The 21,648-nt window shown below is 68.3% G+C and carries 15 protein-coding genes, 1 tRNA gene and 1 pseudogene; 9 read left to right on the top strand and 8 right to left on the bottom strand.

Annotation, left to right across the window (positions count from 1 at the left end):
• Positions 1–91 precede the first annotated feature (91 nt).
• Positions 92–547, bottom strand: a complete 456-nt coding sequence (locus GRI75_RS03700) for a serine hydrolase domain-containing protein (RefSeq protein ID WP_160745619.1) — start codon at positions 545–547, stop codon at positions 92–94.
• A gap of 393 nt (positions 548–940) precedes the next feature.
• Here GRI75_RS03700 and phnD point away from each other — a divergent pair, with 393 nt between their 5' ends.
• The 3 genes and pseudogenes from phnD to GRI75_RS14805 all read left to right on the top strand — a co-directional run.
• Positions 941–1,777: a phosphate/phosphite/phosphonate ABC transporter substrate-binding protein gene (gene phnD, locus GRI75_RS03695; RefSeq protein WP_328597935.1), complete on the top strand. Its 837-nt coding sequence runs from the start codon at positions 941–943 to the stop codon at positions 1,775–1,777.
• A gap of 3 nt (positions 1,778–1,780) precedes the next feature.
• Positions 1,781–2,458, top strand: coding sequence for a phosphonate ABC transporter ATP-binding protein (locus GRI75_RS03690; protein WP_160745617.1), 678 nt, complete (start codon positions 1,781–1,783; stop codon positions 2,456–2,458).
• Between the two features lies 1 nt (position 2,459).
• Positions 2,460–3,749, top strand: a pseudogene (locus GRI75_RS14805) (ABC transporter permease subunit); the annotation flags it as partial.
• Between the two features lie 51 nt (positions 3,750–3,800).
• Here the strand turns inward: GRI75_RS14805 and GRI75_RS03680 are convergent.
• From GRI75_RS03680 to GRI75_RS03655, 6 genes are all read right to left on the bottom strand, one after another.
• Positions 3,801–3,896, bottom strand: a tRNA-Sec gene (locus tag GRI75_RS03680).
• 2 nt (positions 3,897–3,898) lie between these two features.
• On the bottom strand, positions 3,899–5,842 hold the full coding sequence (gene selB, locus GRI75_RS03675) for a selenocysteine-specific translation elongation factor (protein WP_160745616.1): 1,944 nt from the start codon (positions 5,840–5,842) through the stop codon (positions 3,899–3,901).
• Positions 5,839–7,197, bottom strand: coding sequence for an L-seryl-tRNA(Sec) selenium transferase (gene selA / locus GRI75_RS03670; protein ID WP_160745615.1), 1,359 nt, complete (start codon positions 7,195–7,197; stop codon positions 5,839–5,841). Before selA ends, selB begins: the two co-directional genes overlap by 4 nt.
• Before the next feature lie 12 nt (positions 7,198–7,209).
• The gene (locus GRI75_RS03665; RefSeq protein WP_160745614.1) at positions 7,210–8,145 is read right to left on the bottom strand and encodes an NAD(P)/FAD-dependent oxidoreductase; all 936 of its coding nucleotides are present in this window, start codon (positions 8,143–8,145) and stop codon (positions 7,210–7,212) included.
• Positions 8,146–8,147: 2 nt separating this feature from the next.
• Positions 8,148–9,224 (bottom strand): selenide, water dikinase SelD, encoded by a 1,077-nt coding sequence (gene selD / locus GRI75_RS03660; RefSeq protein WP_160745613.1) that lies wholly within the window; start codon positions 9,222–9,224, stop codon positions 8,148–8,150.
• Positions 9,225–9,554: 330 nt separating this feature from the next.
• Positions 9,555–11,219, bottom strand: a complete 1,665-nt coding sequence (locus tag GRI75_RS03655) for a UGSC family (seleno)protein (RefSeq protein ID WP_273701412.1) — start codon at positions 11,217–11,219, stop codon at positions 9,555–9,557.
• Between the two features lie 133 nt (positions 11,220–11,352).
• Between GRI75_RS03655 and GRI75_RS03645 the strand changes: the two genes are divergently transcribed.
• A complete protein-coding gene (locus tag GRI75_RS03645; RefSeq protein WP_160745610.1) occupies positions 11,353–11,931 on the top strand; it encodes a hypothetical protein in 579 nt (192 codons plus the stop codon).
• A gap of 75 nt (positions 11,932–12,006) precedes the next feature.
• Here GRI75_RS03645 and GRI75_RS03640 read toward each other — a convergent pair whose 3' ends face one another.
• A complete protein-coding gene (locus GRI75_RS03640) occupies positions 12,007–15,129 on the bottom strand; it encodes a TonB-dependent receptor plug domain-containing protein (RefSeq protein ID WP_160745609.1) in 3,123 nt (1,040 codons plus the stop codon).
• Positions 15,130–15,434: 305 nt separating this feature from the next.
• On the opposite strand from GRI75_RS03640, the gene GRI75_RS03635 reads away from it, so the two are divergent.
• The 5 genes from GRI75_RS03635 to GRI75_RS03615 all read left to right on the top strand — a co-directional run bounded on the left by GRI75_RS03635 (position 15,435) and on the right by GRI75_RS03615 (position 21,590).
• Positions 15,435–16,511 (top strand): HlyD family secretion protein, encoded by a 1,077-nt coding sequence (locus tag GRI75_RS03635; RefSeq protein ID WP_160745608.1) that lies wholly within the window; start codon positions 15,435–15,437, stop codon positions 16,509–16,511.
• Position 16,512: 1 nt separating this feature from the next.
• On the top strand, positions 16,513–18,081 hold the full coding sequence (locus GRI75_RS03630; RefSeq protein ID WP_160745607.1) for an MDR family MFS transporter: 1,569 nt from the start codon (positions 16,513–16,515) through the stop codon (positions 18,079–18,081).
• 56 nt (positions 18,082–18,137) lie between these two features.
• Positions 18,138–19,319, top strand: a complete 1,182-nt coding sequence (locus GRI75_RS03625; RefSeq protein ID WP_160745606.1) for a hypothetical protein — start codon at positions 18,138–18,140, stop codon at positions 19,317–19,319.
• A gap of 118 nt (positions 19,320–19,437) precedes the next feature.
• Positions 19,438–20,475 carry a uroporphyrinogen decarboxylase/cobalamine-independent methonine synthase family protein gene (locus tag GRI75_RS03620; RefSeq protein WP_160745605.1) on the top strand — a complete coding sequence of 346 codons (1,038 nt, stop codon included), beginning with the start codon at positions 19,438–19,440 and terminating at the stop codon, positions 20,473–20,475.
• A complete protein-coding gene (locus GRI75_RS03615; protein ID WP_160745604.1) occupies positions 20,472–21,590 on the top strand; it encodes a cobalamin-independent methionine synthase II family protein in 1,119 nt (372 codons plus the stop codon). Before GRI75_RS03620 ends, GRI75_RS03615 begins: the two co-directional genes overlap by 4 nt.
• Positions 21,591–21,648: the final 58 nt, after the last annotated feature.

Genomic DNA, 21,648 nt, shown 5'->3' with positions numbered 1-21,648 from the left:
GGTGGGACCGCGGCAGTATGGAGGGCGGGACGATGGAAGGGTGAGGGCCGATCGGGCAGGGTTTACCCAACCTCGTCATCCTGAACTCGTTTCAGGATCCATCCCGCGTCACCCGCGGAGCAGGCGCGGGTGTCTGACCTCGAACGCTTCCCTGCAGGGGGGGCGTGTCGTGCATCCCGAGCGGGCGAAATATGTGCTCGGCGGCAAATGCCGCCAAGCTCCGGCCAGTGGCGCGGCGAACGACCTCCGCGAGCAACAGGTAGTTGGTATTGCTGTATTCGTGGCGCGAACCCGGTTCGAAGTTCAGGGCGCTCTGGCGCGCAACCAGCGCGAGCAGCTCTCGGGCGGGATAGTAGCCACGATAGGATCGCCCGGAGAGCCCCATCAGCCCGTAGTAATCGCGCAGCCCGCTCGTGTGGTGAAGCATCTGCCGGAGAGTAATCCTGTGCCCATAGTCCGGAAGTTCCGGGAGCCATCGGCGCACGTCGCCGTCGAGGGCAAGCCGCCCTTGCTCGGCAGCGAGAACGACGCTCGCAGCGGTGAACATGCAAAAATGTTGCGTTGGGAGTGCGGAATTCGTTGGTTCGTGCGTCTAGGAGATGGGGGCCGGGGGTTTCACTAACCACGGTTCCGCTGGGCCGGCACTTGCGACAAGTCCCTCGTGAGTGCCGGTCCAGTTTCGCGTTGGTGCCGAGACATTTGCAACCTCAGGATGGGCAGCCTTCGACGGCTCAGGCCGGCCAATGACAGTGCTCTGTGGGCATGTGGTGGTTGGAGGTTCTCGGTAGGGCTACCCGAGGCTTGCGGCGGCGAGCGGAACGAGATAGTTCGCTTGCTAATGACATACCTCGGACCAGCCGTGCCTATCCTGCGGATCGTGGCTCCATTGCTGTTCGCTTTCCGTCGCAGGCGCGCTCGGCCGGGAGCATGGGCTTTGGGCGTGCTTGTGCTCTGCGTAGCGCTCGCCGCCTGCTCTCCGGGCGACGAGCCCTCGCCGGGGGCAGAGCAGGGGCTGCTGAGGATCGGCATGATCCCCGATGCCGGAGCCACCCAGGCGGCGGCCGACGACAAGCGGCTCCTGCAGGAAATGCTGGCGAGCAGGCTTGGGCGCCCGGTCGAGGTGATCGTCACGACCAACTACGCCGCGACCGTGGAGGCGCTGGGGAACGGCTCGGTCGACATCGCCTACCTGGGCGGGCTGACGTTCGTGAGGGCGCACAACGCCTTTGGCGCGGTGCCGCTGGTGCAGCGCGACATCGACCGCGCTTTCCATTCGGCGTTCATCGCCCGCCGCGAGAGCGGCATCGATGGGCTGGACGATCTCGCCGGCAGGAGCATGTGCTTCGGCGATGTGAACTCGACGAGCGGCCACCTGATGCCGCGCTTCGAGCTCGACGAGGCCGGGGTGGGCGAGACGCTCGGCCCGGCGCGCAACACCGGCAGCCATCCGGCGACCGCCGCCGCCGTCGCTAGCGGCGCCTGCGATGCCGGCGTGCTCGACGAGACCGTGTGGGCGAAGCTGGTCGCCGATGGCGCGATCGATCCGCAGGAGGTGGCCGTGTTCCACACCAGCGCGCCGTTCGCCGATTACGTGTGGGCAGCGCGGCCGGGCGTGCCGGCGGCGGATCGCGAGAGCTTCTCCCGGGCGCTGCTGGAGCTCAGGCGGGGGCGGGACGATGCGGTGCTCGATGTGCTGCGCGGCGACCGCTATGTGCGCGCGAACGCCGGGGACTATGCGGCGGTCGAAGCGACCGCGCGCAAGCTCAAGCTGCTCTAGCGCATGTTGCATGTCGAGCAGCTGACCCTGGCTGCCGCGGAGGGCGCGCCTCCGCTGCTGCGCGGGGCTTCCCTCACGCTCTCCGCCGGAGAGGCGCTGGCGATCACCGGCCCGAGCGGCGCCGGCAAGACCACGCTGCTGCGCGCCATCGCTGGAGAGATCGCGCCGCGCGCCGGCCGCATCCTGCTGCACGGCCGCCCGACGGCGTCGCTCGTGGGCCGCGAACGGGCGGCGATCGGCTTCGTGGCGCAGGCCCACGACCTGGTCGAGCCGCTGAGGACCGATCGCAATGTCCTGGCCGGAGCACTGGGGCGATGGAGCGCCGCCCGGGCGCTGCGGGTGTTCTTGTGGCCGAACCGTGAAGAGGAGGCGATGGCGGAGGATGCGTTGGCGGCGGTGGGGCTTTCCGGCGCGGGGCGGCGGCGCACCGCGTCGCTTTCGGGCGGCGAACGGCAGCGCGTGGCCATAGCGCGTGCCCTGGTGCAGGCGCCGCACCTGCTGCTGGCCGACGAGCCCGTCGCCTCGCTCGATCCTGTGGCCGCGCAGCGGACGCTGGATCTGCTCACGAGCCTCGCGCGTGAGCGGGGAATGGGGCTGATCTGCACGCTGCATCAGCCGGACCTGGCGGCGCGGCATTTCGACCGGGTGCTGCGCCTGACGAGCGCCGGGCTGCTGCCCTGAGATGCTCGGCGCGCTGTTCTCGCCGGATCTCTCGCCCGCGTACCTGGCCGCACTGGCCGGGCCGATCGCCGAGACCCTGGCACTGACGCTGGCGGCGGTCTCGGTGGCGGTGGTCGCGGGCACATTGCTGGCGCTCGCCTCGGCGCTCGATGCGTGGCCCGGGAGGATGCTGACGAGCGTGGGAACTGCCCTTCGTGCGGTGCCGGACCTGACGCTGGCGGTGCTTTGCGTGGTGCTGTTCGGGCTCGGCGCCGGGGCGGCGCTGGTGGCGCTGGCGCTGTATTACACGGCGTCGGCGGCCAAGGCGTTCGCGGGCCTGCTCGCCGCCGTTCCGCGCGCGCCGGTGCGTGCCCTGGCCGGGACCGGCGCAGGGGGCGCGGTCCAGGCGCTCTGGGGCCTGCTTCCGCTCGCCGCGCCGCAGATGACGGCCTACGGCACGTTCGTGTTCGAATGTGCCTTCCGGGCCGCCGTGGTCGTCGGCGCGGTCGGGGGCGGGGGCATCGGTGCGGAACTGGTCGGCTCGCTGGCAGCGTTCGACCTGCCGCGCGCCTCGACCTGCATCATCGTGACCGTAGCGTTGGCCCTGCTGCTGGAGCGCGGCGCGCTGTTCGTGCGGATGCATCCGCGAGCGATCGCAGCCCTGCTGGCCCTGGGCCTGGCGCTGGCGATCGCGTGGTGGCCGCGGATCCTGCCGGGGGACCATGGCCTGCGCGCGGCAAGCGGGCTGGCGGCTCCCTACCTGCCCGCCGAACAGTGGCGGGCGCTGCCGCGCCTCCTGGCGGAGACATTCGCGATGGCCGCCGGGGCAACGCTGCTCGCTGCCGTTCTGGCCCTGCCGCTGGCGTTTGCCTGCTCCAGGACTGCGTCCGCGCCGGCCTTGCGCCTCATCTCGAGGATCGGCGCGGCGGTCTTGCGGGCGATGCCGGAAGCGGTCTGGGCGCTGGTGCTGGTCCTGTGGCTCGGGATCGGGCCGGCGGTCGGAGCGGCGGCGCTGTTCCTTCACTCGCTCGGCGCGCTGGTGCGGCTGTTCGCCGACACCATCGACGCAGCGGAGCCGACCGCCCGGCGGGCCGTGCTACGGACGGGCGCGGGGCGCGCGACCGCCGCGCTTTACGGTGCGCTGCCGCTGGCGGCCGGGGCGCTGGGCACGCATGCGGCCTTCCGGTTCGACTGGAACCTGCGGATGGCGACGGTGCTGGGGCTGATCGGCGCCGGCGGAATCGGGCAGGAGCTCTACGAGGCGCAGCAGCTGATGCACTACGGCGAGCTGTCTGCGTGGCTGCTGGTCACCGCGGCGATGCTGATCGGTACCGAGCGGGCGGTCGCTGCGCTTACGGGCGCCTGGCGGAAGAGAGTGGGAGTCGAACCCACCCGGGACTGGCTAACAGCCCCACCCGGATTTGAAGTCCGGACGCGCCACCGGGCACGATTCTCTTCCATTCACGCGGCGGCCGTGCCGAGCGCCCCCTCCCGGTAGCGCTCGAAGCGGCGCGCGTCGACGGTGCGCAGGTCTCCGCGGCGCAGAGTCAGCCCCTGGCGATCGAAGTATTCGAGAAGCTGGATCGCCACTTTGCGGCCGTTGTCCAGCCGGTCGCGCAACTGGGCTGCGCCGAACGCGCCGCCATCGCTCTCCCGCGCCAGTTCCATGACGATCCCGGCGATCTCGGTGAGGGTCTCTCGCAGGAAGAAGTGGTCGGGCGCGATCTCGGCGACGCGGCCTTGCCGGCTCATCGCCTTTAGTACGCGCCGGCATTCGAAATCGCGCGCGCGGAGTTCCTGGGCGATCTCTCCGGCGCGCGGCGGACGGAACCGGGCGGGGCCGCCGATAAGGGCTTCGATGCGCCGCCACAGGGCAGCGTCGTCGCGGTCCAGGCCGAGCCGGTGCCCGGGCAGGCGGTACACGCCGCCTTCACGGACGAGCTGGCCGCGGGCGACCATGTGGCTGAGCGCAGCAGTCAGCGGCTCCAGCGGCAGGCGCGGATCGAAGGCAGGCATGAGGCGGCGGATGCTGGGGCCGAGCAGTTGCGGGTAGCGCTCGTGGAACTGGCCGACTTCGCGGCGGGCGGTCTGTTCCAGGCGCGACCATGACGCCGTGCCGAACAGGTATGTCGTGCCTTCATGGCGGACGCTCTCGTGCGGCACCTGGGCAAGCGCGAGTTGCATCTCGGGTTCGCCGAGCGCGCGATCGCGGGCGAAGCCGTCTTGCTCGACGAACCAGGGCCATGCCGCGAGTTGGGCGGAGAGCGACTTGGCCGGATCCTCCAGCGCCATGGCGGCGAGCTGCTCCAGCCGGCGCGGCTGCTTGCGGCGGCGCTGCGGCGGGCGCAAGTCGATCATTCGCCCGCCGCCGATGGTGCGCCGGCCTTCGTGATCGCGGATCACGAAGCGGTCCCCCACGGCGGCGGCGATCGGCCGATCCAGCACGAGTTGCGCGCGGCCTGTCGCGCCCGGGGCGACCGGGGCCTCCTCGAGCACGGCGACATGCGCGGCGACTTCGGCCGCCGCATGGTGGAGCCGCACCGGCTGCCACTGGCGCAGGGGGCGGGGCTCGTCGGTGAGGACCCGGAGGAGCACGTCGATCCTCTGGGTGGGGGCGTGGAGGTGGGGCGCGAGCAGGAAGTCGCCGCGGGCGACATCGTGCAGGTCGATCTTACCGAGGTTGACGCCGCAGCGCTGCCCGCGCTCGCCGCGCTCGCCTGGGCGGCCCTGGACATGCAGCGCGCGAACCCGCGCTTCGCGGCCGAGCGGGGAGATGCACAGGCTGTCGCCGACGGCGAGCGCGCCGGAGACAAGCACGCCGGTTATGACGGTGCCGGCCCCGGGGAGCGAGAAGGCTCGGTCGATGGCGAAGCGCAGCGGGCCCTCGGGGCGGGGTTCAGTCGCCGGTACGGCCGCCTGCTCGAACGCTGACCTAAGGGCGTCGATGCCTTCGCCGGTCCGCGCCGAGCAGCGGAAGACCGGCGCGCCGGCGAGCGGACCGTCGAAGAGCAGGGCGGTCACTTCTTCGGCGACCGCAGCCTGCCGCGCCTCGTCGGCCAGGTCGCACTTGGTCAGGGCCACGGCGCCGCGCGTCACGCCGAGCACTTCGATGACAGCGAGATGCTCGCGCGTCTGCGGCATGATGCCGTCGTCGGCCGCGACCACGAGCAGCACGAAGTCGATCCCGCTGGCGCCGGCCAGCATGTTCCGCATGAAGCGCTCGTGCCCGGGCACGTCCACGAACCCCAGGATCTGGCCGGAAGGGAGCGGCGCGTAGGCGAAACCGAGATCGATCGAGATCCCGCGCGCCTGCTCCTCGGCCAGGCGGTCGGTGTCGGTGCCGGTCAGGGCCTTGACCAGCGCGGTCTTGCCGTGGTCGATATGCCCAGCGGTGCCGACGATCATCGCGGCGCCAGATGGGCGAGGTTGGCCAGGAAGCGGGCCTCGTCCTCCCTCGCGAGGCACCGCAAGTCGAGCCACAGGGCGCCTTCTGCGATGCGCCCGATTACCGGTTCCGGCAGGGAGCGGAGGCGCGAGGCAAGGTCTTCCAGGCTGTCGCCGCGGATGGCCAGCCCGGCGCTCGGCAGGGTCGCGGTGGGGGAGGCGCCGGAGCCGACCTGGCTGCGGCATTCCTCCACGCGGACTTCGAAATCTTCGCCAAGCACCTCGGCGACCGGTGCCACGAGCCTGGCCGCGCGTGCGGCGATCTCGTCGGCGCGGCGGGCGAGGAAAAAGAGGGTGGGGACGGCGCCATCCGGGTTGGCGGCGGTGCGGTAGTCCTCGAGCGTAGCCTCGAGCGCCGCTAGGCGGATCTTGTCGAGCCGGAGCGCACGCTTCAGCGGATTGCGCGCCATCCGCCCGATCAGCTCGGCGCGGCCGACCGCCAGTCCTGCCTGCGGGCCGCCGAGCAGCTTGTCGCCAGAGAATGTAACGATGTCGGCACCTTCGGCGATCGCCTCGGCGACAGTGGGCTCTTTCGGCAGGGCGTAGCGGCTGAGGTCGACGAGGGTTCCGGAGCCGAGATCGTTGACCAGCGGGATGCCGTGCTTGCGCGCGAGCGGGGCGAGCACGGCGGCGGTGACCTCGCTGGTGAAGCCTTCGATGCGGAAGTTCGAAGGATGGACTTTCATGATCAGGCGGGTGTCCTCGCCGATCGCCGCTTCGTAGTCGCGAAGGTGCGTGCGGTTGGTCGTGCCGACTTCGCGCAGGCGCGCGCCGGTCGCGGCCATGATGTCCGGCAGCCGGAAGGCGCCGCCGATCTCGATCAGCTCGCCGCGGCTGACGATCACCTCTCCGCCGCGGGCGAAGGTATCGAGCATCAGGGTGACGGCGGCGGCGTTGTTGTTGACCAGCACCGCGCCCTCGGCGCCGGTCAGCGCGCGCAGGGCTTCCCGGACCACGGAGTCGCGTTCACCGCGCGCGCCGCCGGCGACGTCGTACTCGAGAGCGACCGGCCGCTGCATCGCTACCGTGGCCGCCGCTACGGCTCGCTCGCTCAGCAGCGCCCGGCCGAGATTGGTATGCAGGACCGTGCCGGTGAGGTTCCACACTGGCCGCAGGTTGGGACGGCGGGCGGAGAGGCTTTGTGCGGCCATCTGGAGCAGCCGGTCCGGTGCGAAGCTCCCGCTCTGGCGCGCTTCCGCTATCGCCGCGCGGATTGCCGCGACGGCCGGCTTATGTCCATGCGTGGCGGCGAGTGCGCGCCCGGCATCGCTCTCCAGCAGCAGCGATACGGAAGGAGGGCGCGCTTCGGTGCTCATCGGTCCTGGCGGTTACGACCACACGCCGCTGTCGAGATAGGCGCAGGCGGAAGCGGCAGCGGTGGTTCCATCGCCGATAGCGCTCGCGGCCCGCCAGGCGTTCCCCGAACGCACGTTGCCGGCGGCGAACAGGCCTTTGGCGGAAGTGCGCAGCGAAGCATCGACAGCCACGCGGCCGTCCGGCGCCAGTTCGGCGATGCCGGCGGCGAGGCTGCCGTTCGGCTCCAGGCCGGCGAAGGAGAACACGCCTGCCGCTTCGATCCTGCGCTCGCCGCCGTTCGCGTCGCGCAGCAGGACGGCTTCGACTTTGTCGGCGCCTTCGATGGCGATCACTTCGTGACCGGCCACGACCTCGATCTTCGGTTCGGCCTCGACCGCCTGGCGATATGCCGCTTGGCCCTGCAGCGCAGGTCCTTTCTCGGCGATCACGACACGCTCGCAATGCTGCGCGAGGGTGAGAGCCTCCTGCATCCCGGAGTCCCCGCCGCCCGCGACCAGCGCCACTTTGCCGCGCAGCAGCGGCCCGTCGCAGGTGGCGCAGTGGCTCACGCCGCGACCGGTGAACTCCTCCTCGCCCGGGACGCCGAGCTTGGCGACGTGCGCTCCGGTCGCCAGGATCACCGCGCCTGCGGAGTAATCGCTGCCCGCGGCCGAGACTTTCCAGCGCTCCCCCTGGGGCGCCAGGCTGTCGACGGTATCCATGACGAGCTCCGCACCGGCCCCCTGGGCCTGCTCCTGGGCGATCGGGCACAGATCGTATCCGGCGATCCCGTCCTCATGCCCGGCGATACCGTCGATCCGCTCGATGTTGAGCAGCTCGCCGCCGGGAACTCCGCCGGTGAAGATCGCCACGCGGCGGTCCAGGCGAGCGGCGGTCAGCGCCGCGCTGAGGCCGGCGATGCCGCCGCCGATAACGATGATGTCGTAGTCCTGCATGCGAATGTCCAAGCTTAGTCGGTGATTGTCAGGCCGGGCGTTCCGGCTATCGCGCGGCCGATGATCGTCGCTGCGGCAAAGCCTTCGCCGCGGACGAGTTCGACGATGCGCTCGGCGTGTTCGGGCGCGGTTGCGATCAGCAGCCCGCCGGAGGTCTGCGGATCGGTCAGCAGATCGCGCTGCCACTGGGGCAGGGAGGCGGGCAGGGCGACCGCGTCTTCGACGCTGGCCCAGTTGCGGGCGGAGGCGCCGGTAACGACGCCGCCCCGGGCCAGCTCCTCCGCGCGCGAGAGCAGCGGCAGGGCTCCGGCGGAAATCTCCAGCTGGAGTCCGGAAGCACGCGCCATTTCCAGGCCGTGGCCGAGAATGCCGAACCCGGTGACGTCGGTCAGCGCGTGGACTGCAGCGCCCTGGCCGAGCCGCGCCCCGACAGCGTTGAGCTTCGTCGTGGTGGCAATCATCTCGGCATAGGCTTCTTCGCGCAGCGTGCCGCGCTTGTAGGCCGCGGAATAGACGCCGACGCCGAGCGGCTTGGTCAGGATCAGCGCGTCGCCGGGCTGTGCCCCGCCGTTGCTGCGCATCGACTCGTGCGGGCATTCGCCGATCACCGCGAGGCCATAGATCGGTTCGGCGCTGTCGATCGAATGGCCGCCGGCAACGGGGATGCCCGCCCCGGCGCACGCGGCTGCCCCGCCGGCGAGGATCTCGCGAACGGTGGCGGTGTCGATCTTCCCCAGCGGTATCCCGAGGATCGCCAGGGCGAACAGCGGGCGGGCGCCCATGGCGTAGATGTCGGAAATGGCGTTGGTGGCGGCGATCCGGCCGAAATCGTGCGGATCGTCGACGATCGGCATGAAGAAGTCGGTCGTCGCGACCAGGCAGCGGCCATCGTCCAGTTGCCACACTGCGGCGTCGTCGGCGGTGCCGTTGCCGACCAGAAGCTGCGGAAAGCCGGACGCGGCGAATTGGCCCTGCAGCAGCTCGCGCAGCACTGCCGGCGCCAGCTTGCACCCGCAGCCGCCGCCGTGTGCCAGCGCCGTGAGGCGCGGCGCATTCGGTGCGGCATCGGCGTTCGGTTCGGCCAGGTTCATCGCGGTCTCCTGCCACCGCTCATATGAGCGGACGGGAGCGATGGCAATATTGTTAGCCTGCTAATTACTGAACTCTGGGGCGGAAAGCCCCCTCCTCTTCAGAGGAGGGGGTTGGGGGTGGTGGATGCGCAGTGAAACGTTGCGCTTTGCCGCAGCACCACCCCGCTGCGACTAGGTTCGCCTTCGGCTCACCAAGTCTCGCTGGCCCCTCCTCTGAAGAGGAGGGGCGATTGGGCTCACGCAAAGGCGCAAAAGGCGCGAAGGCACAAAGGTCCACACCCTTCGTGTCTTCGTGGCTTCGTGTGACTCAATCCGGCAGAGCCGGAGCCGTCACCGCCAGGGATCGATCGGGATGAGGCCGCTGCCGCTGGTGCCGCCGGCGCGGAGGCCGGGGCCGCCGACGAGGCGGCCGCTGATCATCTTGAATGCGCCCTGGGTCTCGCCGCCGGTTACGATGATCTCGATATCTTCCGGCCGGAAGATGCTGATCAGCTCGTCGGGATCGGCCTTGAGCCAGCTGGCGTAAGGCTCCACGCCGGCTTCGGCGTGGGGCTTGATCAGGGTGGTGGTCCACTGGTCGTCCCAGTAGTCGCGCGCGGGCATCTTGGCGTTCTCCGCGCACCAGTCGATCAGCGACTGCTTGGAGAAGCCGAGCTTGGCGAATTCCTTCGCCACCAGCGGGTCCATGACAATGAACGGGGGGGAGAAGTGATCGGCCGCGGTGATGCAGCGGATGAACTTCTCTTTCCAGCTCTTGCGCGGGCCGAAGCCGGACTGGGTGTACCAGCCGCCGAAGAAGATCGCGGCGGTGCTTTCTTCCGCCTTGTGGCCTTTGCCGACGTGGAAGGGCTCCCACGGGCTCGCCTGCTCGTTCTCGGCGAAGCAGGCGGTGGTGTTCCAGTTGCTGCCGACCGAACCCATGTAGGTGATGCCGGGCTCGCTGCCGCCCTGCGCGTTCATCGACAGCAGGGAATAGGCCCGGCCGATCGTGGCATTGGCATGGTTGTAGGGGCCGAGGGCGCCGATGCCGTAGTTCATGCCGATCTCGTCGCGGATCGGGCCGTTGATCATGCTGATCGTCGCCCAGCTCGTGGTCGAGCTGGAGCGGGCGGAGAAGCCGGACGAGCAGAGCGCCAGGATGACCGGCAGGTATTCCGGCCGGGCGCCGGCCATCACCGCGTTGATGGCGACTTTCTCGACATCGAAGTCCCACTTCTCGCGGAAGCTCGCCGGAGCCATCCGGTTGACGAACTTGTCGCCGGCATGGCTGGTGCCCTTGAGCATGGCTTCGACCCGCTGCTCGGTGGGCAGGATGATGGGCAGGAAGTCGGTCCAGCCTTCCAGGATGAAGCGCGCGCGGAGATTGTCTTCGGTGTCGGGTTCGAGGAACCGGGGAGTCGTGCGCTCGAACGTGGCGCCTTTGTAGTCTTCGTCGGTCAGCGGGCCGGTCAGCCCGTCGAGCACGACTTGCATGAAGGGCTTCTTGGCGACCGGATCGATGCCTTCGATGTAGGCGCGCAGCTCACCCGCGCTGAGGCCGACGACCGGCTGCGGGACGAAGGCGTTGCGCACCGTCGGCATGCCCGCGGCCAGCGTGGTGGCCTTGGCCAGCCGCGCGAAGGCGTGGGTGCTCACCGGGATCGTCGGGATCCCGGCTTTTTCCAACTCCAATGAGAACCCCACGACCGTGGGGCAGCAAGTGCTTCAGAGACCAACGCCGATGATGGCCGCGTCGCCTCCGGCGACGACTTTGGCTCTCATCTCGGGATCGTCGACCCAGCTTTCCTTCGGCCGGATCATGCGGGTTTCGACTTTCGGCATGTTCTCGGCAAACCACAGCCGAAGCTGCTCCATGAACACGTCGGCGTTATCGAACAGGCAGTCGATCAGGTAGAGGACTTTGCCATCGAGGCTTTCCGGACGCGCGGCGAGCCGGTTGCCGGTCACTTTCGGCGGGTAGCCCCGCGGATCCATCACGGTGATCTTTTCGGCCACAGTCCAACTCCTCGCCCGGAAGCTCAGTTGATCGTTAGGATGCAATCTATTTCGCTTTCAACCTCGTTGTCAATCGCCTTCGGGCGGTTAGTATCGCCTTACGGCTCCAAGCGCCGGATTCGGGAGAGCGACGATGAAGAGGCATGCAGGTCTGGGCGCCGCGGCGGGGTTGGCGCTGCTATCCTGGCCGGCTCAATCGCAGCCGGGCCCGGACCAGGCGGCGGCCAATTGGCAGGCGGTCGTCGCTTGCGCAGGGCAAGCGGATGCGGGCAGCCGGCATGCCTGCGTCGACCGGGTCCTGCGGGCCGCGGGCGTACTCGATCCGGCCCGCGAAGCCGCGGCGCAGCGCCAGAGCTTCGGCGCGCCCGAACGGCGTGCGGAGCCGGCGGTCGCACCACCGGCGGTCGCTCCGCCGCCGGCTGCCGCAGCTGCTGCAGCTGCCAGTCCACAGGCAGGGGCAGTGCAGGAACGGGCGGTTGCGGCTCCGCCAGCGATTTCAGGTATCGAGACAACGGTGAGCGATGCGCTCATCGGCGGCGATCGCCTGCTGATTGTGGCGACCAGCGAGGGCGCGATATGGAAGCAGGTCGATGGCGGTCCGTTCCGCCGGCTGCCTGCGAAAGGCTCGGCCTTCGCGGTCGAGGAGGGCGCTCTGGGCAGCTACCGGTGCAAGATCGGCTCCGACGTATTCCGCTGCCGCCGGGTGGACTGACGCTGCGCCGCGGCGTTCAGTCGCCGCGCATGGTGGGGAGCCGGGCGGCGGCCGCAGCCACCGCCCGTACTCAGGTTAGAACGAGGCCTTGAGGCCGACGTAGAACCGGCGGCCGAGCACGTCGAACGCGCCCCCCGGTTCGGGTTCGCCGACGGCATCGGTCACGCCTGGGATGCGGCCGAAGATCTCCGGTTCGCGGTCGAACAGGTTCTCGATGCCGCCGCGCAGCTCGAACCGGTCGTTGACCTGGAAACGGCCCGCGAGGTCGAAGATGTCGTAGGCGCCGATGTCGTCCTGTTCGGCAGAGGGGTTGGTGACCGTCGCCACATGCCGCGCGCTGGGCGTGTGCCGCCAGTTCAGGCTGATCGAGCCCGGCCCGAAGTCATAACCGACGGTCGAGTTGAGCCGCCACTTGTACTGCGGTCCGTACGGCGGGTTGGCGATCTGCGAACCGACGGAGTCGGCATAGTCGAACACCGGGCCGCCGGGATTGTTCTGGACTTCGTACTTCTCCAGCCAGTTGAACAGCAGGTTGGCGAAGATCGCGCCGGTCTCGCCGCCGAAGCCCGGTGCGTCCATGCTCCAGTCGAGCTGGGCGTCGATGCCCGACGTGGCGATCATGCCCAGGTTCTCGAACGAGGCGGTGGTGGCGATCCAGAACCCGTTCACCGGCGTGCGGGAGATGCGCTGGCAGTATTCGTTGTTCGGATCGTAAGTGGGGTTGTTGCCCAGGGCGTTGAAACATTCCTGGTAGACGACCGGGGTGGAGGCGGGAGCGATCGCGCCTTCGACCTTGATGTTGTAGTAGTCGACCGACAGCCGCAACCGGTTGAGCAGCGCGCTGGAGAACGGCGAGTTGATCACCGTGCCGATCGTCCAGGTGCTGGCCTTTTCGGATTCGAGATCGGGATTGCCCCGCTGCAGATCGCGGCCGAGCGGGAAATATGTCGGCACGTTGCCGACGAAGTTGTCGCCGATCGGGAAACCGCCGGACAGCGCGGTGCAGAGCGCCTGCACTTGTGCCCGGTTAGGATTGCTCGGGATGTTGCCGTATTCGGCCCGCGTGAAGATCGAGCACGGGTCGTGGTCGGCCCAGGGCACCGTCACGAACACGGCCGGCTGGAACAGTTCCGCGACATTCGGGGCACGGTTCGCGCGCTGGTAACCGCCGCGGAACTTGAGCCATTCGTTCACGTCCCAGTTGCCGTTGATCTTCCAGGTCGTGACGCCGCCTGCGGTGTTGTAGTCCGAATAGCGGGCGCCGATGTTGAGGCTGAGATCCTGGAAGAACGGCCGGTCGGCAAGGATCGGCGCCAGGAACTCGGCGTAGACTTCCTTCACGTTGGTGCTGCCCGAGGTCTCCGAGACGTCGAACAGGCCGATGGTCAGCGATGTGGTGTTGGTGGTCGAGAAGCCCGGATCGGGCAGGTACTTGAAGTCGTTCTCGCGGTACGCCGCGCCGGCCGCGAAGCGCAGTTCGCCGGCTGGCACGTCGAACAGGCCGCCCTGCAGGTTCAGCTCGACCTGGTCCTGCGTCAGGTCGGTCTCCGCGTTAACCTTCGCGGAGATGATGTCGATACAGTCCTGCGAGACGGGCGTGTTGAGGAACGGGTTGAGCCCGCTGGTGCACGAGGCGAGCAGCCCGGTGCGGCCATTGTTGAACTGCGCCCCGGCGCCGTAGTTGGGGCGGGCGATCAGGTCCTGGTATCGCGCCAGATCGGCGAAGCCGGCGTAGTTGGCGTTGGCGTTCGTGCGGCCGTGGGACGCGAAGATGTCATAAGTCCAGTCCTTCAGCCCGATGTCGCCGCGCGCGCCGAACAGCACCTCGTACGTATGGGTGGTCGTGGTGATCTGCCGCGGGCCGAGGTAATCGAGCTGCTTGTACAGCGCCCAGGGCGCAGCAGGATTGGGCCGCGCGTCGAGGATCGTGGCCAGTTCCGGTGAGACGGGGTGCGCCGCATCGCGCGGGATCAGCACCGACCATTGGTTGAACGCCGGCGAGTAGCCGATGATCTCGGTGGTCGTCTCGTTCTGGTCGAAGCTGCCCTGGACGTAGAAGTCCAAGTTGCTGGAGACCTCGTAATTCGCCCGGGCGAACAGCGAATAGCGCTCCAGCGGGCTGGAGAGGAAGCCCGGGAAGGAGTTCGGCGAGAGCGTTCCGTTCGCGAGCAGCTTGTTGTCGGGATAGAGCGGGCCGGTGAATCCCGGCGCGGGTGCACCGCTGACGCGCCCCGGCGAGACCGAGAACAGGGTCGACCCCGCGACCGTAGGCGCCGTGTTGAAGAACAGCTGCGTTCCCGCGCTGACGTCGCCAGGGGCGAAGCCCTTGGGCACGAAGATCGCGTCGTAAGCCGCCTGGTTCGCATTCGGCGGCCCGGCGAACCCGCCGAAGTTCGGCCAGACGTTCCGGCCGGGGGTGTTCGGATCGGTGAACGCGGCTTCGAAGAAGGGCCGGTCGCGCAGGTAGACTTCGTCACGCTTCTGGTAGGTCAGGCCGAGCATCGCGTTGCCGCGGCCGTCGGCGAAGTTCGAACCGACCAGGGCGCTGAGCTTCAGCTGATCGGCGTCCCCGCGGAAGGTCTGGCCGTACTGGGCATCGAGCTCGACGCCCGAGAAGTCGTTCTTCAGCTGGAAGTTTACCACGCCGGCGACCGCGTCGGCGCCGTAAGTCGCCGCTGCACCGCCGGTGATGATCTCGACGCCGCTGAGCGCCGCTGCGGGAATGGTGTTGAGGTCGACCACGAGGCTGGCGTTGGCCGGCTGCGTGCGGCGACCGTCGAGCAGCACCAGGGTGCGGTTCGATCCGAGGCCGCGCAAGCTGACGGTCGCGATGCCGGGGCTGCTGGTCGGCGTGGCCTGGATGTCGGTGGCGCTGGTGATCTGGTTAGCGCCGCCGGAAAACTGCGGAAGCTTGTTGAGGCTCTGGTCGATCGAGACTGCGGCGGTGTTCTCCAGCGCGTCGTCGCTGAGCGTCACGATCGGGCTTTCCGAGTCGTAGTCCCGGCGGGCGATGCGCGATCCGGTGACGACGATCGGCTCCCCGAACTCCGCGAGTGGAGCGGCTTGCGGAGCGGCCTCTTCCGCACCTTCACCGGCATCCTGGGCTTGCGCCGCGGCAGCCCCGATGGACAGATACAGGGCGCTCGAACAGGCGAGCGCCGTGCGCGTGAACCGCGACAGCGGACTGGCAACTTTCATTCGGAATCTCCCTCTATCCCAAAGCGGCCGCCGCAGCGGCTCGTTGTTGTGATCGGCAAGCAGCGGAGGCTGGCGAGAGCAGCCGAACGTCCACGGCAACCGTTCCTGAAGCGCCCATTTTTCCGGCCTTGCTGGCCGCGGTTACGCTCGGACGCGAAAACATACTTAGCTTTCGAATGAACGCAACAAGTTTGCCTGCTAATTGTTTTCGTCCACTGCCAGTCAGCCGCGTACGCCTTGCTCGCGGGAAAACTCGGGGTCATAAGCAACCTCATAATAAGGATGTTGAATGGTGAGAGCCGCAGATGGCTGAAGCCGACGCCCGCATTGGTGGCGAGGCTTCTGCCGCACACGCAGTGGAGGCAATTCCCGCCCGGGCCCGGCGCCCGTGGGGCCGTGTGGCGCTGATGGCGGTTGTGCCGCTGGCGCTGCTCGCCGGCGGCTTTTCCTATTGGCAGAGCCTGCAGGGGAAGGTGACTACGGACAATGCCTACCTGAAGCAGGACAGGGTCTCCATCAGCAGCGAAGTGAGCGGCAAGATCGTGGAGGTCTTCGTCCGCGACGGAGAACGGGTTGAGGCGGGGCAGCTCCTGTTCCGGGTCGATCCGGAACCCTACCGCATCCAGCTGGCCCAAACGAACGCTGCCCTGGCCGGTGCCCAGGCGGACCTCACGGCATTGTCCAACGCCCCTGCACTGTCCGGTGTCGACATCGCCGCCGCGCGGGAGGACATCGCCTTCGCGCGAAGCCAGTTCGAACGCCAGAGGGCGCTCTGGGAGCGGGGCTTCACCACCAAAGCGGCTTACGAAGCCGCCCAGCACGCGGTCTCGCAGGCGCAGGAGCAGTTGCGCGTGGCGCAGGCCGAACAGCAGGAGGCGCGAGCCCGCATCGCCAGGGGCGCCGCCGTTCCCGACCAGGACCCCCGCATTGCGGCCGCCAGGGCGCAGCGCGAGGCCGCCGAGCTCGACTTGCGCAGAACCGAAGTGCGCGCGCCCACCGCCGGCCGCGTCGCCGAAGCCGATCGCCTGCAGGTTGGCCAGGAATTGATGCGGAACATGCCGGTGCTGACGCTGGTCAAGACCGTCGGCAGCTATGTCGAGGCGAATTTCCGGGAGACCGATCTGGCCGACATGCGTGTGGGCCAGCCTGCCGAAATGCGCTTCGACGCCTATCCAGGGATGGTGCTGAAAGGCCATGTCGCGTCGATCGGTGCTGGCACCGGGTCGGAATTCTCGATCCTGCCGGCACAGAATGCCACCGGCAACTGGGTGAAGGTGACGCAGCGCGTTCCTGTACGCATCGCCATCGACGACACGCCTACACGCCCGCTGATCGCCGGCCTCTCGATCGAGGCGACCGTGTTCACGGAAGAGAAGCGGTAATTTGGCCGGGGAGGGTGCCCCGCGGCGCGCCGGTCGCCGTGAACAGCCCGCGCAGCTCGAGGATGTCGCTCAGCTTCACGTGAAGAACCGGCCGCTCTTCATCCTCGGGGTGATGAGCGCTTCGTTGCTTCAGGTGCTCGACACGACCATCGCCAACGTGGCGATCCCGCATATGCAATCGGCGCTGGGGGCGACGCCGGACACGATCAGCTGGGTGCTGACGAGCTATATCATCGCTTCGGCGGTGGCGATGCCGATCACCGGGTGGCTGGCCGACCGGATCGGCTCGCGCAATCTCTTCCTCTGGTCCGTCGCCGGCTTCATCGTCTTTTCGATGCTGTGCGGCATGGCGCAGAACCTGCAGGAGATGGTGGTGTTCCGCGCCCTCCAGGGAGTCACCGGAGCGTTCATCGCGCCGCTCAGCCAGAGCGTCCTGCTCGACACGACGCGGCCGAGCCGGCAGCCGCAGATCATCGCCCTATGGGGGCTGGGCGTCATGATCGGGCCGATCCTGGGCCCGATCCTGGGCGGCTGGCTGACCGAGAACTGGACCTGGCGATGGGTGTTCTACGTCAACCTTCCCGTCGGGATCGCCTCGCTGGCCATTCTCATGGCCCAGCTGCCGTCTCGCGCGGTGCGCCGGCGGCGGTTCGACCTGTTCGGCTTCGCGATGATCGCCGTCGCGCTCAGCGCGCTCCAGCTCCTGCTCGACCGCGGCAACCACGTCGGCTGGTTCGATTCGACTGAGATCTGGATCTACCTGGGCTGCACGATCGCGGCCGCCTGGGTGATGATCATCCACCTGGTGACCGCGAAAGAGCCGCTGTTCCCGCGCGCCCTGTTCGCCGACGTCAACTTCGTGGTCTCGCTGCTGTTCATGGTGGTGGTCGGCGCGGTTATGTTCGCGACGATGGCGCTGCTTCCGCCGATGCTGCAGCAGCTCTTCGCCTACGACGTGATCGACACCGGCATGGTGCTGATGCCGCGAGGGATCGGGGTGCTCGTCAGCATGCAGGTGTCGGGCCTGCTGATGCGCAAGGGGGTCGATGCGCGGTGGATCGTCGCCGTCGGGTTTGCGGTCGGCGCATGGTCGCTCAACTGGATGGCCGGCTGGTCGCTGGAGGTGGATTACTACAACATCGTCATATCGGGCCTGGTGCAGGGCCTCGGCATCGGACTGGTGTTCATACCGCTCAACGCCAGCGCTTTCGCGACCCTGCCGCCGCACCTGCGCACCGACGGCTCGAGCTTGCTCAACCTCACCCGCTCCGTCGGCTCGTCGATCGGAATCTCGGTGGTGATGACCCTCCTCGCGCGCAACATCCAGACCAGTCACAGCGAACTGGCGAGCCACGTCACGCCCGGCCTCACCGGCATGATGGATCTCTCCGCGCTCGATCGGTTCCCGGCGTACGGCGATGCCGCACTCGCGGTGATCGACGCGGAAGTGACCCGGCAGGCGGCGATGATCGCCTATGTGAACGATTTCTACGCAATGATGTGGCTCAGCCTGGCGTCGATCCCGCTGGTCCTGCTGATGCGCCGCAACGCGATCCACGGGCGGCGGTGAAATGGTGGGTGGGATAGTCCGGTAAGCGGGTACGTCTTTCGAACGGAGTGCGTCTTATGACCACAGCGGAAATGCCCTCGGAGAACCCGGCTTCGGCGCGTGGCGGCGGAAGCAAGGAGAAGGACTTCCGCTTTTACGACAACCGCCAGAAATACCTGATGTTCGTGACCACGTGTTCGGAAAAGCTGATCATCGGGGAACGGATAGCGCGCGAGTTGCACGGGATCGCGCCCCGGCCGCCAGCCTTGCGGTTCTTCGATGCCGGCACGGGCGACGGCACTGTCCTGGCCCGCGCGCTTCGTTCCATGCATCGCCGCTTCCAGCGTGTCCCGTTCTACGTGGCGGGCAAGGAGATCAGCCTGGAAGACGTCCGGCTCACCCTGGAGAAGATGCCCGACCGGCTTCTCGAGCACCCGGAGACGGTGCTAGCGCTGACCAACATCTCCTACGCCGATGCCCCATGGCTGCAGCCGGCGAACCCGCTGGCTGCAAGCCGCATGCGCTGGCAGGAGCTGGCGCTGGAAGGCGAAACCAGCGCGGAGTTCGAGCAGCAGATCCTCCAGTTGCAGCCCTTCCTCTCGGAGAATTGGAAAACCCATGTCGGCCGATCCGGGGGGCTCGTTCCGGAGACGCCGGCGACTTTGGTGATCTACCGCAAGGATCGGCGCTTCCTGCTGCACGACGTCATCCCGCAGCAGGGCCGGCCGGTCGCGGACTTCGACCTCATCCTCGCGAGCCAGCCGTTCCGCTTGCGGGCTCCGACCGAGTTCAAGGCACGGCGCGTCCTTGCGCCGCTCGCGCGAGCCCTGGGGCCCGGCGGCCGACTGCTGGGCATTCATTCGGCCGGAGCCGACCCGGGGCTGGAAATCGTGCAGAAAGTCTGGCCGGGCGAGAACCCGTTCATCGCCTCCCGGCGGGACCTGCTGGATGCGACGCGGGACGCTCTGAACGAGGAGGCAGAGCGCTTCGTCTTCGAACCGCTCACCGAGGAGGCGTCGGTGTTCCGTTACAGGATGCACACGATGCCCGACGAGATCGACAGCGCGGCGAGCTCGATCGGGACATCGACCCTGCTCGCCGCGTGGAACGCCGCGACATACGTCGCGCAGATCGAGGACGACCGCCTCGGGAAGGCGATGAGCCGGTCGGACTATCTCGAGGCGACCCGTGCGGTGCTGAGCAAGCATGGAGAACTGTGGTTCAACGACGAGAGCTATGTCATCGCCCGCCGGGATTAGTGGCTGCGAGTGGGGCGGCTTCGCCATTGCCAGCAGCGCATTAACCCAGCAAACACTTGGAAAAACCCGAATGCGCGGCGCCATCGGCGCGCAATGACGGAGTGAGAGAGGAGCTTCGATGCCGCTTCCCCTGCTGCCGACTTCGCTGGTCGGTTCCTACGCCCAACCCGACTGGCTTATCGACCGTGAAAAGCTCGCCGGCCGCTTCCCGCCGCGAACGCGGCAGAAGGAGCTGTGGCGTGTCGCGGAAGAGTTGCTCCCGCAGGCCTGGGACGATGCTACCGTCTGGGCCATCCACGAGCAGGAGCGCGCCGGGCTCGACATCATCACCGACGGGGAAATGCGGCGCGAGAGCTACTCGAACCGTTTCGCCACGGCGCTGGACGGCGTGGACATGGAGAACCACGGCACGGCTCTCGATCGCAGCGGGGAGCCGGTTCCGGTGCCGCGGGTGGTCGGGCCGATCACCCGGCGCCATCCGGTGCAGGTGCGGGACGTCGAGTTCCTCCGCGAGCACGCGAGCCCGGAGAAGGCGATCAAGATCACCGTGCCCGGCCCGTTCACGATGAGCCAGCAGGCGCAGGACGATTACTACGGCGATCCGGAGGCGCTCGCGGTCGCCTATGGCCGGGCGGTCAACGGCGAGATCAAGGACCTGTTCGCTGCCGGGGCGGACGTGGTTCAGCTGGACGAGCCCTATATGCAGGCGCGGCCGGAGAAGGCCCGCCAGTATGGCCTCAAGGCCCTGGAGGCCGCGCTCGAGGGAGTCACGGGCACTACGGCGCTGCACATCTGCTTCGGCTATGCCGCGCTGATCCACGAACGGCCGCAGGGGTACAACTTCCTGCCCGAGCTGGCCGGCAGCGGAGTTCTGCAGATCTCGCTCGAAACCGCGCAGTCGGAGCTCGATTGCAAGATCCTCGAGACCCTGCCCGGCAAGACCATCATCCTCGGCGTGCTCGATCTCTCGACCCACGCCGTCGAGGAGCCGGAGACGGTCGCCGTGCGCATCCGCAGGGCGCTGCCCTACGTCGACGCGAGCCGGATCATCCCGGCGCCCGACTGCGGGCTCAAGTACCTCCCGCGCGAGGTCGCGTTCGGCAAGATGAAGGCGCTGGCGGAAGGCGCCAGGATCGTGCGCGAAGAGCTGGCATGAGCTTCAGGACCACGCACACCGGCAGCCTGCCGCGCCCCGAGAACCTGCTCGAACTGATGTTCGCGCGCGAGGCCGGCGAGGCCGTCGATCAGGGCACGCTCGACGATGCGATCGAGCAGGCGACGGCGCATGTCGTCGAACGGCAGAAGCAGGCCGGGATCACCGCGATCAACGACGGCGAAATGTCCAAGCCGAGCTACGCCACATACATCAAGCACCGCCTTTCGGGCTTCGGCGGCGAGGCCGGGCAGTACGAGTTCCAGGATCTCGAGGAGTTTCCCGGGGCGAAGGCGCAAGTGTTCGGCAACAAGGGCCGCGCCAGACGCAGCGCGCCGGCCTGCACGGCGCCGATCGAGGTGATCGACATGGAGGCGCCGCGCAAGGATGCCGAGCGGCTCCGGCGCCTGGCCGGCGGTCACGAGACCTTCATGTCCGCCGCCAGCCCCGGCGTCACCGCGCTGTTCTTCCCGAACCAGCATTACCCCAGCGACGAGGAGTACGTCTTCGCCCTGGCCGAAGGGCTGCGCCACGAATACGAGACGATCGCTGCGGCCGGCATTACGCTGCAGGTCGATTGTCCGGACCTGGCCATGGGCCGGCATGTGCAGTTCACGCATTTGTCGCTGGAGGATTTCCGCAAGCGGATCGGCATGAACGTGGCAGCGCTCAACCATGCACTGCGCAACATCCCGCCCGAGCAGCTGCGGATGCACTTGTGCTGGGGCAATTATCCCGGGCCGCACCACTGCGACGTGCCGCTGGCGGACATCGCCGACATCGTCTGGAGCGCGCGGCCGCAGACGGTGCTGCTCGAAGGCGCCAACCCGCGCCACGGGCACGAGTTCGCCTATTTCGAAGAGAACCCGCTGCCCGAAGGCAAAGTGCTGTGCCCCGGCATGATCGAGCCGCAGAGCCCGTATATCGAGCACCCCGAATTGATCGCCCAGCGGATTGGGCGCTATGCCGACCTGCTCGGCCGCGAGCGGATCATGGCGGGCGTGGACTGCGGCTTCTCGGTGCACGCCGGCGCAAACAACCTCGATCCGGAGGTCGTCTGGGCGAAGCTCGCGGCGCTGGCGGAGGGCGCGCGCATCGCAGGTCGACGGTATCGGTGACCGCCATCCAACAGCTTCGATGAAGGCGCGGAGACCGCGGTTCGGAAGAGGAAGGGCG

The organism is Croceibacterium soli, assembly GCF_009828065.1.
Taxonomy (GTDB): domain Bacteria; phylum Pseudomonadota; class Alphaproteobacteria; order Sphingomonadales; family Sphingomonadaceae; genus Croceibacterium_B; species Croceibacterium_B soli.
Note: the sequence above shows the minus strand (reverse complement) of the source record. Positions and strands in the feature narration are given on the sequence as shown.

Excerpts from the sequence above, each read along its gene's own strand:
- GRI75_RS03700 (WP_160745619.1), bottom strand. The coding sequence starts at position 547 with ATGTTCACCGCTGCGAGCGTCGTTCTCGCTGCCGAGCAAGGGCGGCTT.
- GRI75_RS03690 (WP_160745617.1), top strand. The coding sequence starts at position 1,781 with ATGTTGCATGTCGAGCAGCTGACCCTGGCTGCCGCGGAGGGCGCGCCT.
- selB (WP_160745616.1), bottom strand. The coding sequence starts at position 5,842 with ATGATCGTCGGCACCGCTGGGCATATCGACCACGGCAAGACCGCGCTG.
- selA (WP_160745615.1), bottom strand. The coding sequence starts at position 7,197 with ATGAGCACCGAAGCGCGCCCTCCTTCCGTATCGCTGCTGCTGGAGAGC.
- selD (WP_160745613.1), bottom strand. The coding sequence starts at position 9,224 with ATGAACCTGGCCGAACCGAACGCCGATGCCGCACCGAATGCGCCGCGC.
- GRI75_RS03645 (WP_160745610.1), top strand. The coding sequence starts at position 11,353 with ATGAAGAGGCATGCAGGTCTGGGCGCCGCGGCGGGGTTGGCGCTGCTA.
- GRI75_RS03640 (WP_160745609.1), bottom strand. The coding sequence starts at position 15,129 with ATGAAAGTTGCCAGTCCGCTGTCGCGGTTCACGCGCACGGCGCTCGCC.
- GRI75_RS03635 (WP_160745608.1), top strand. The coding sequence starts at position 15,435 with ATGGCTGAAGCCGACGCCCGCATTGGTGGCGAGGCTTCTGCCGCACAC.
- GRI75_RS03625 (WP_160745606.1), top strand. The coding sequence starts at position 18,138 with ATGACCACAGCGGAAATGCCCTCGGAGAACCCGGCTTCGGCGCGTGGC.
- GRI75_RS03620 (WP_160745605.1), top strand. The coding sequence starts at position 19,438 with ATGCCGCTTCCCCTGCTGCCGACTTCGCTGGTCGGTTCCTACGCCCAA.
- GRI75_RS03615 (WP_160745604.1), top strand. The coding sequence starts at position 20,472 with ATGAGCTTCAGGACCACGCACACCGGCAGCCTGCCGCGCCCCGAGAAC.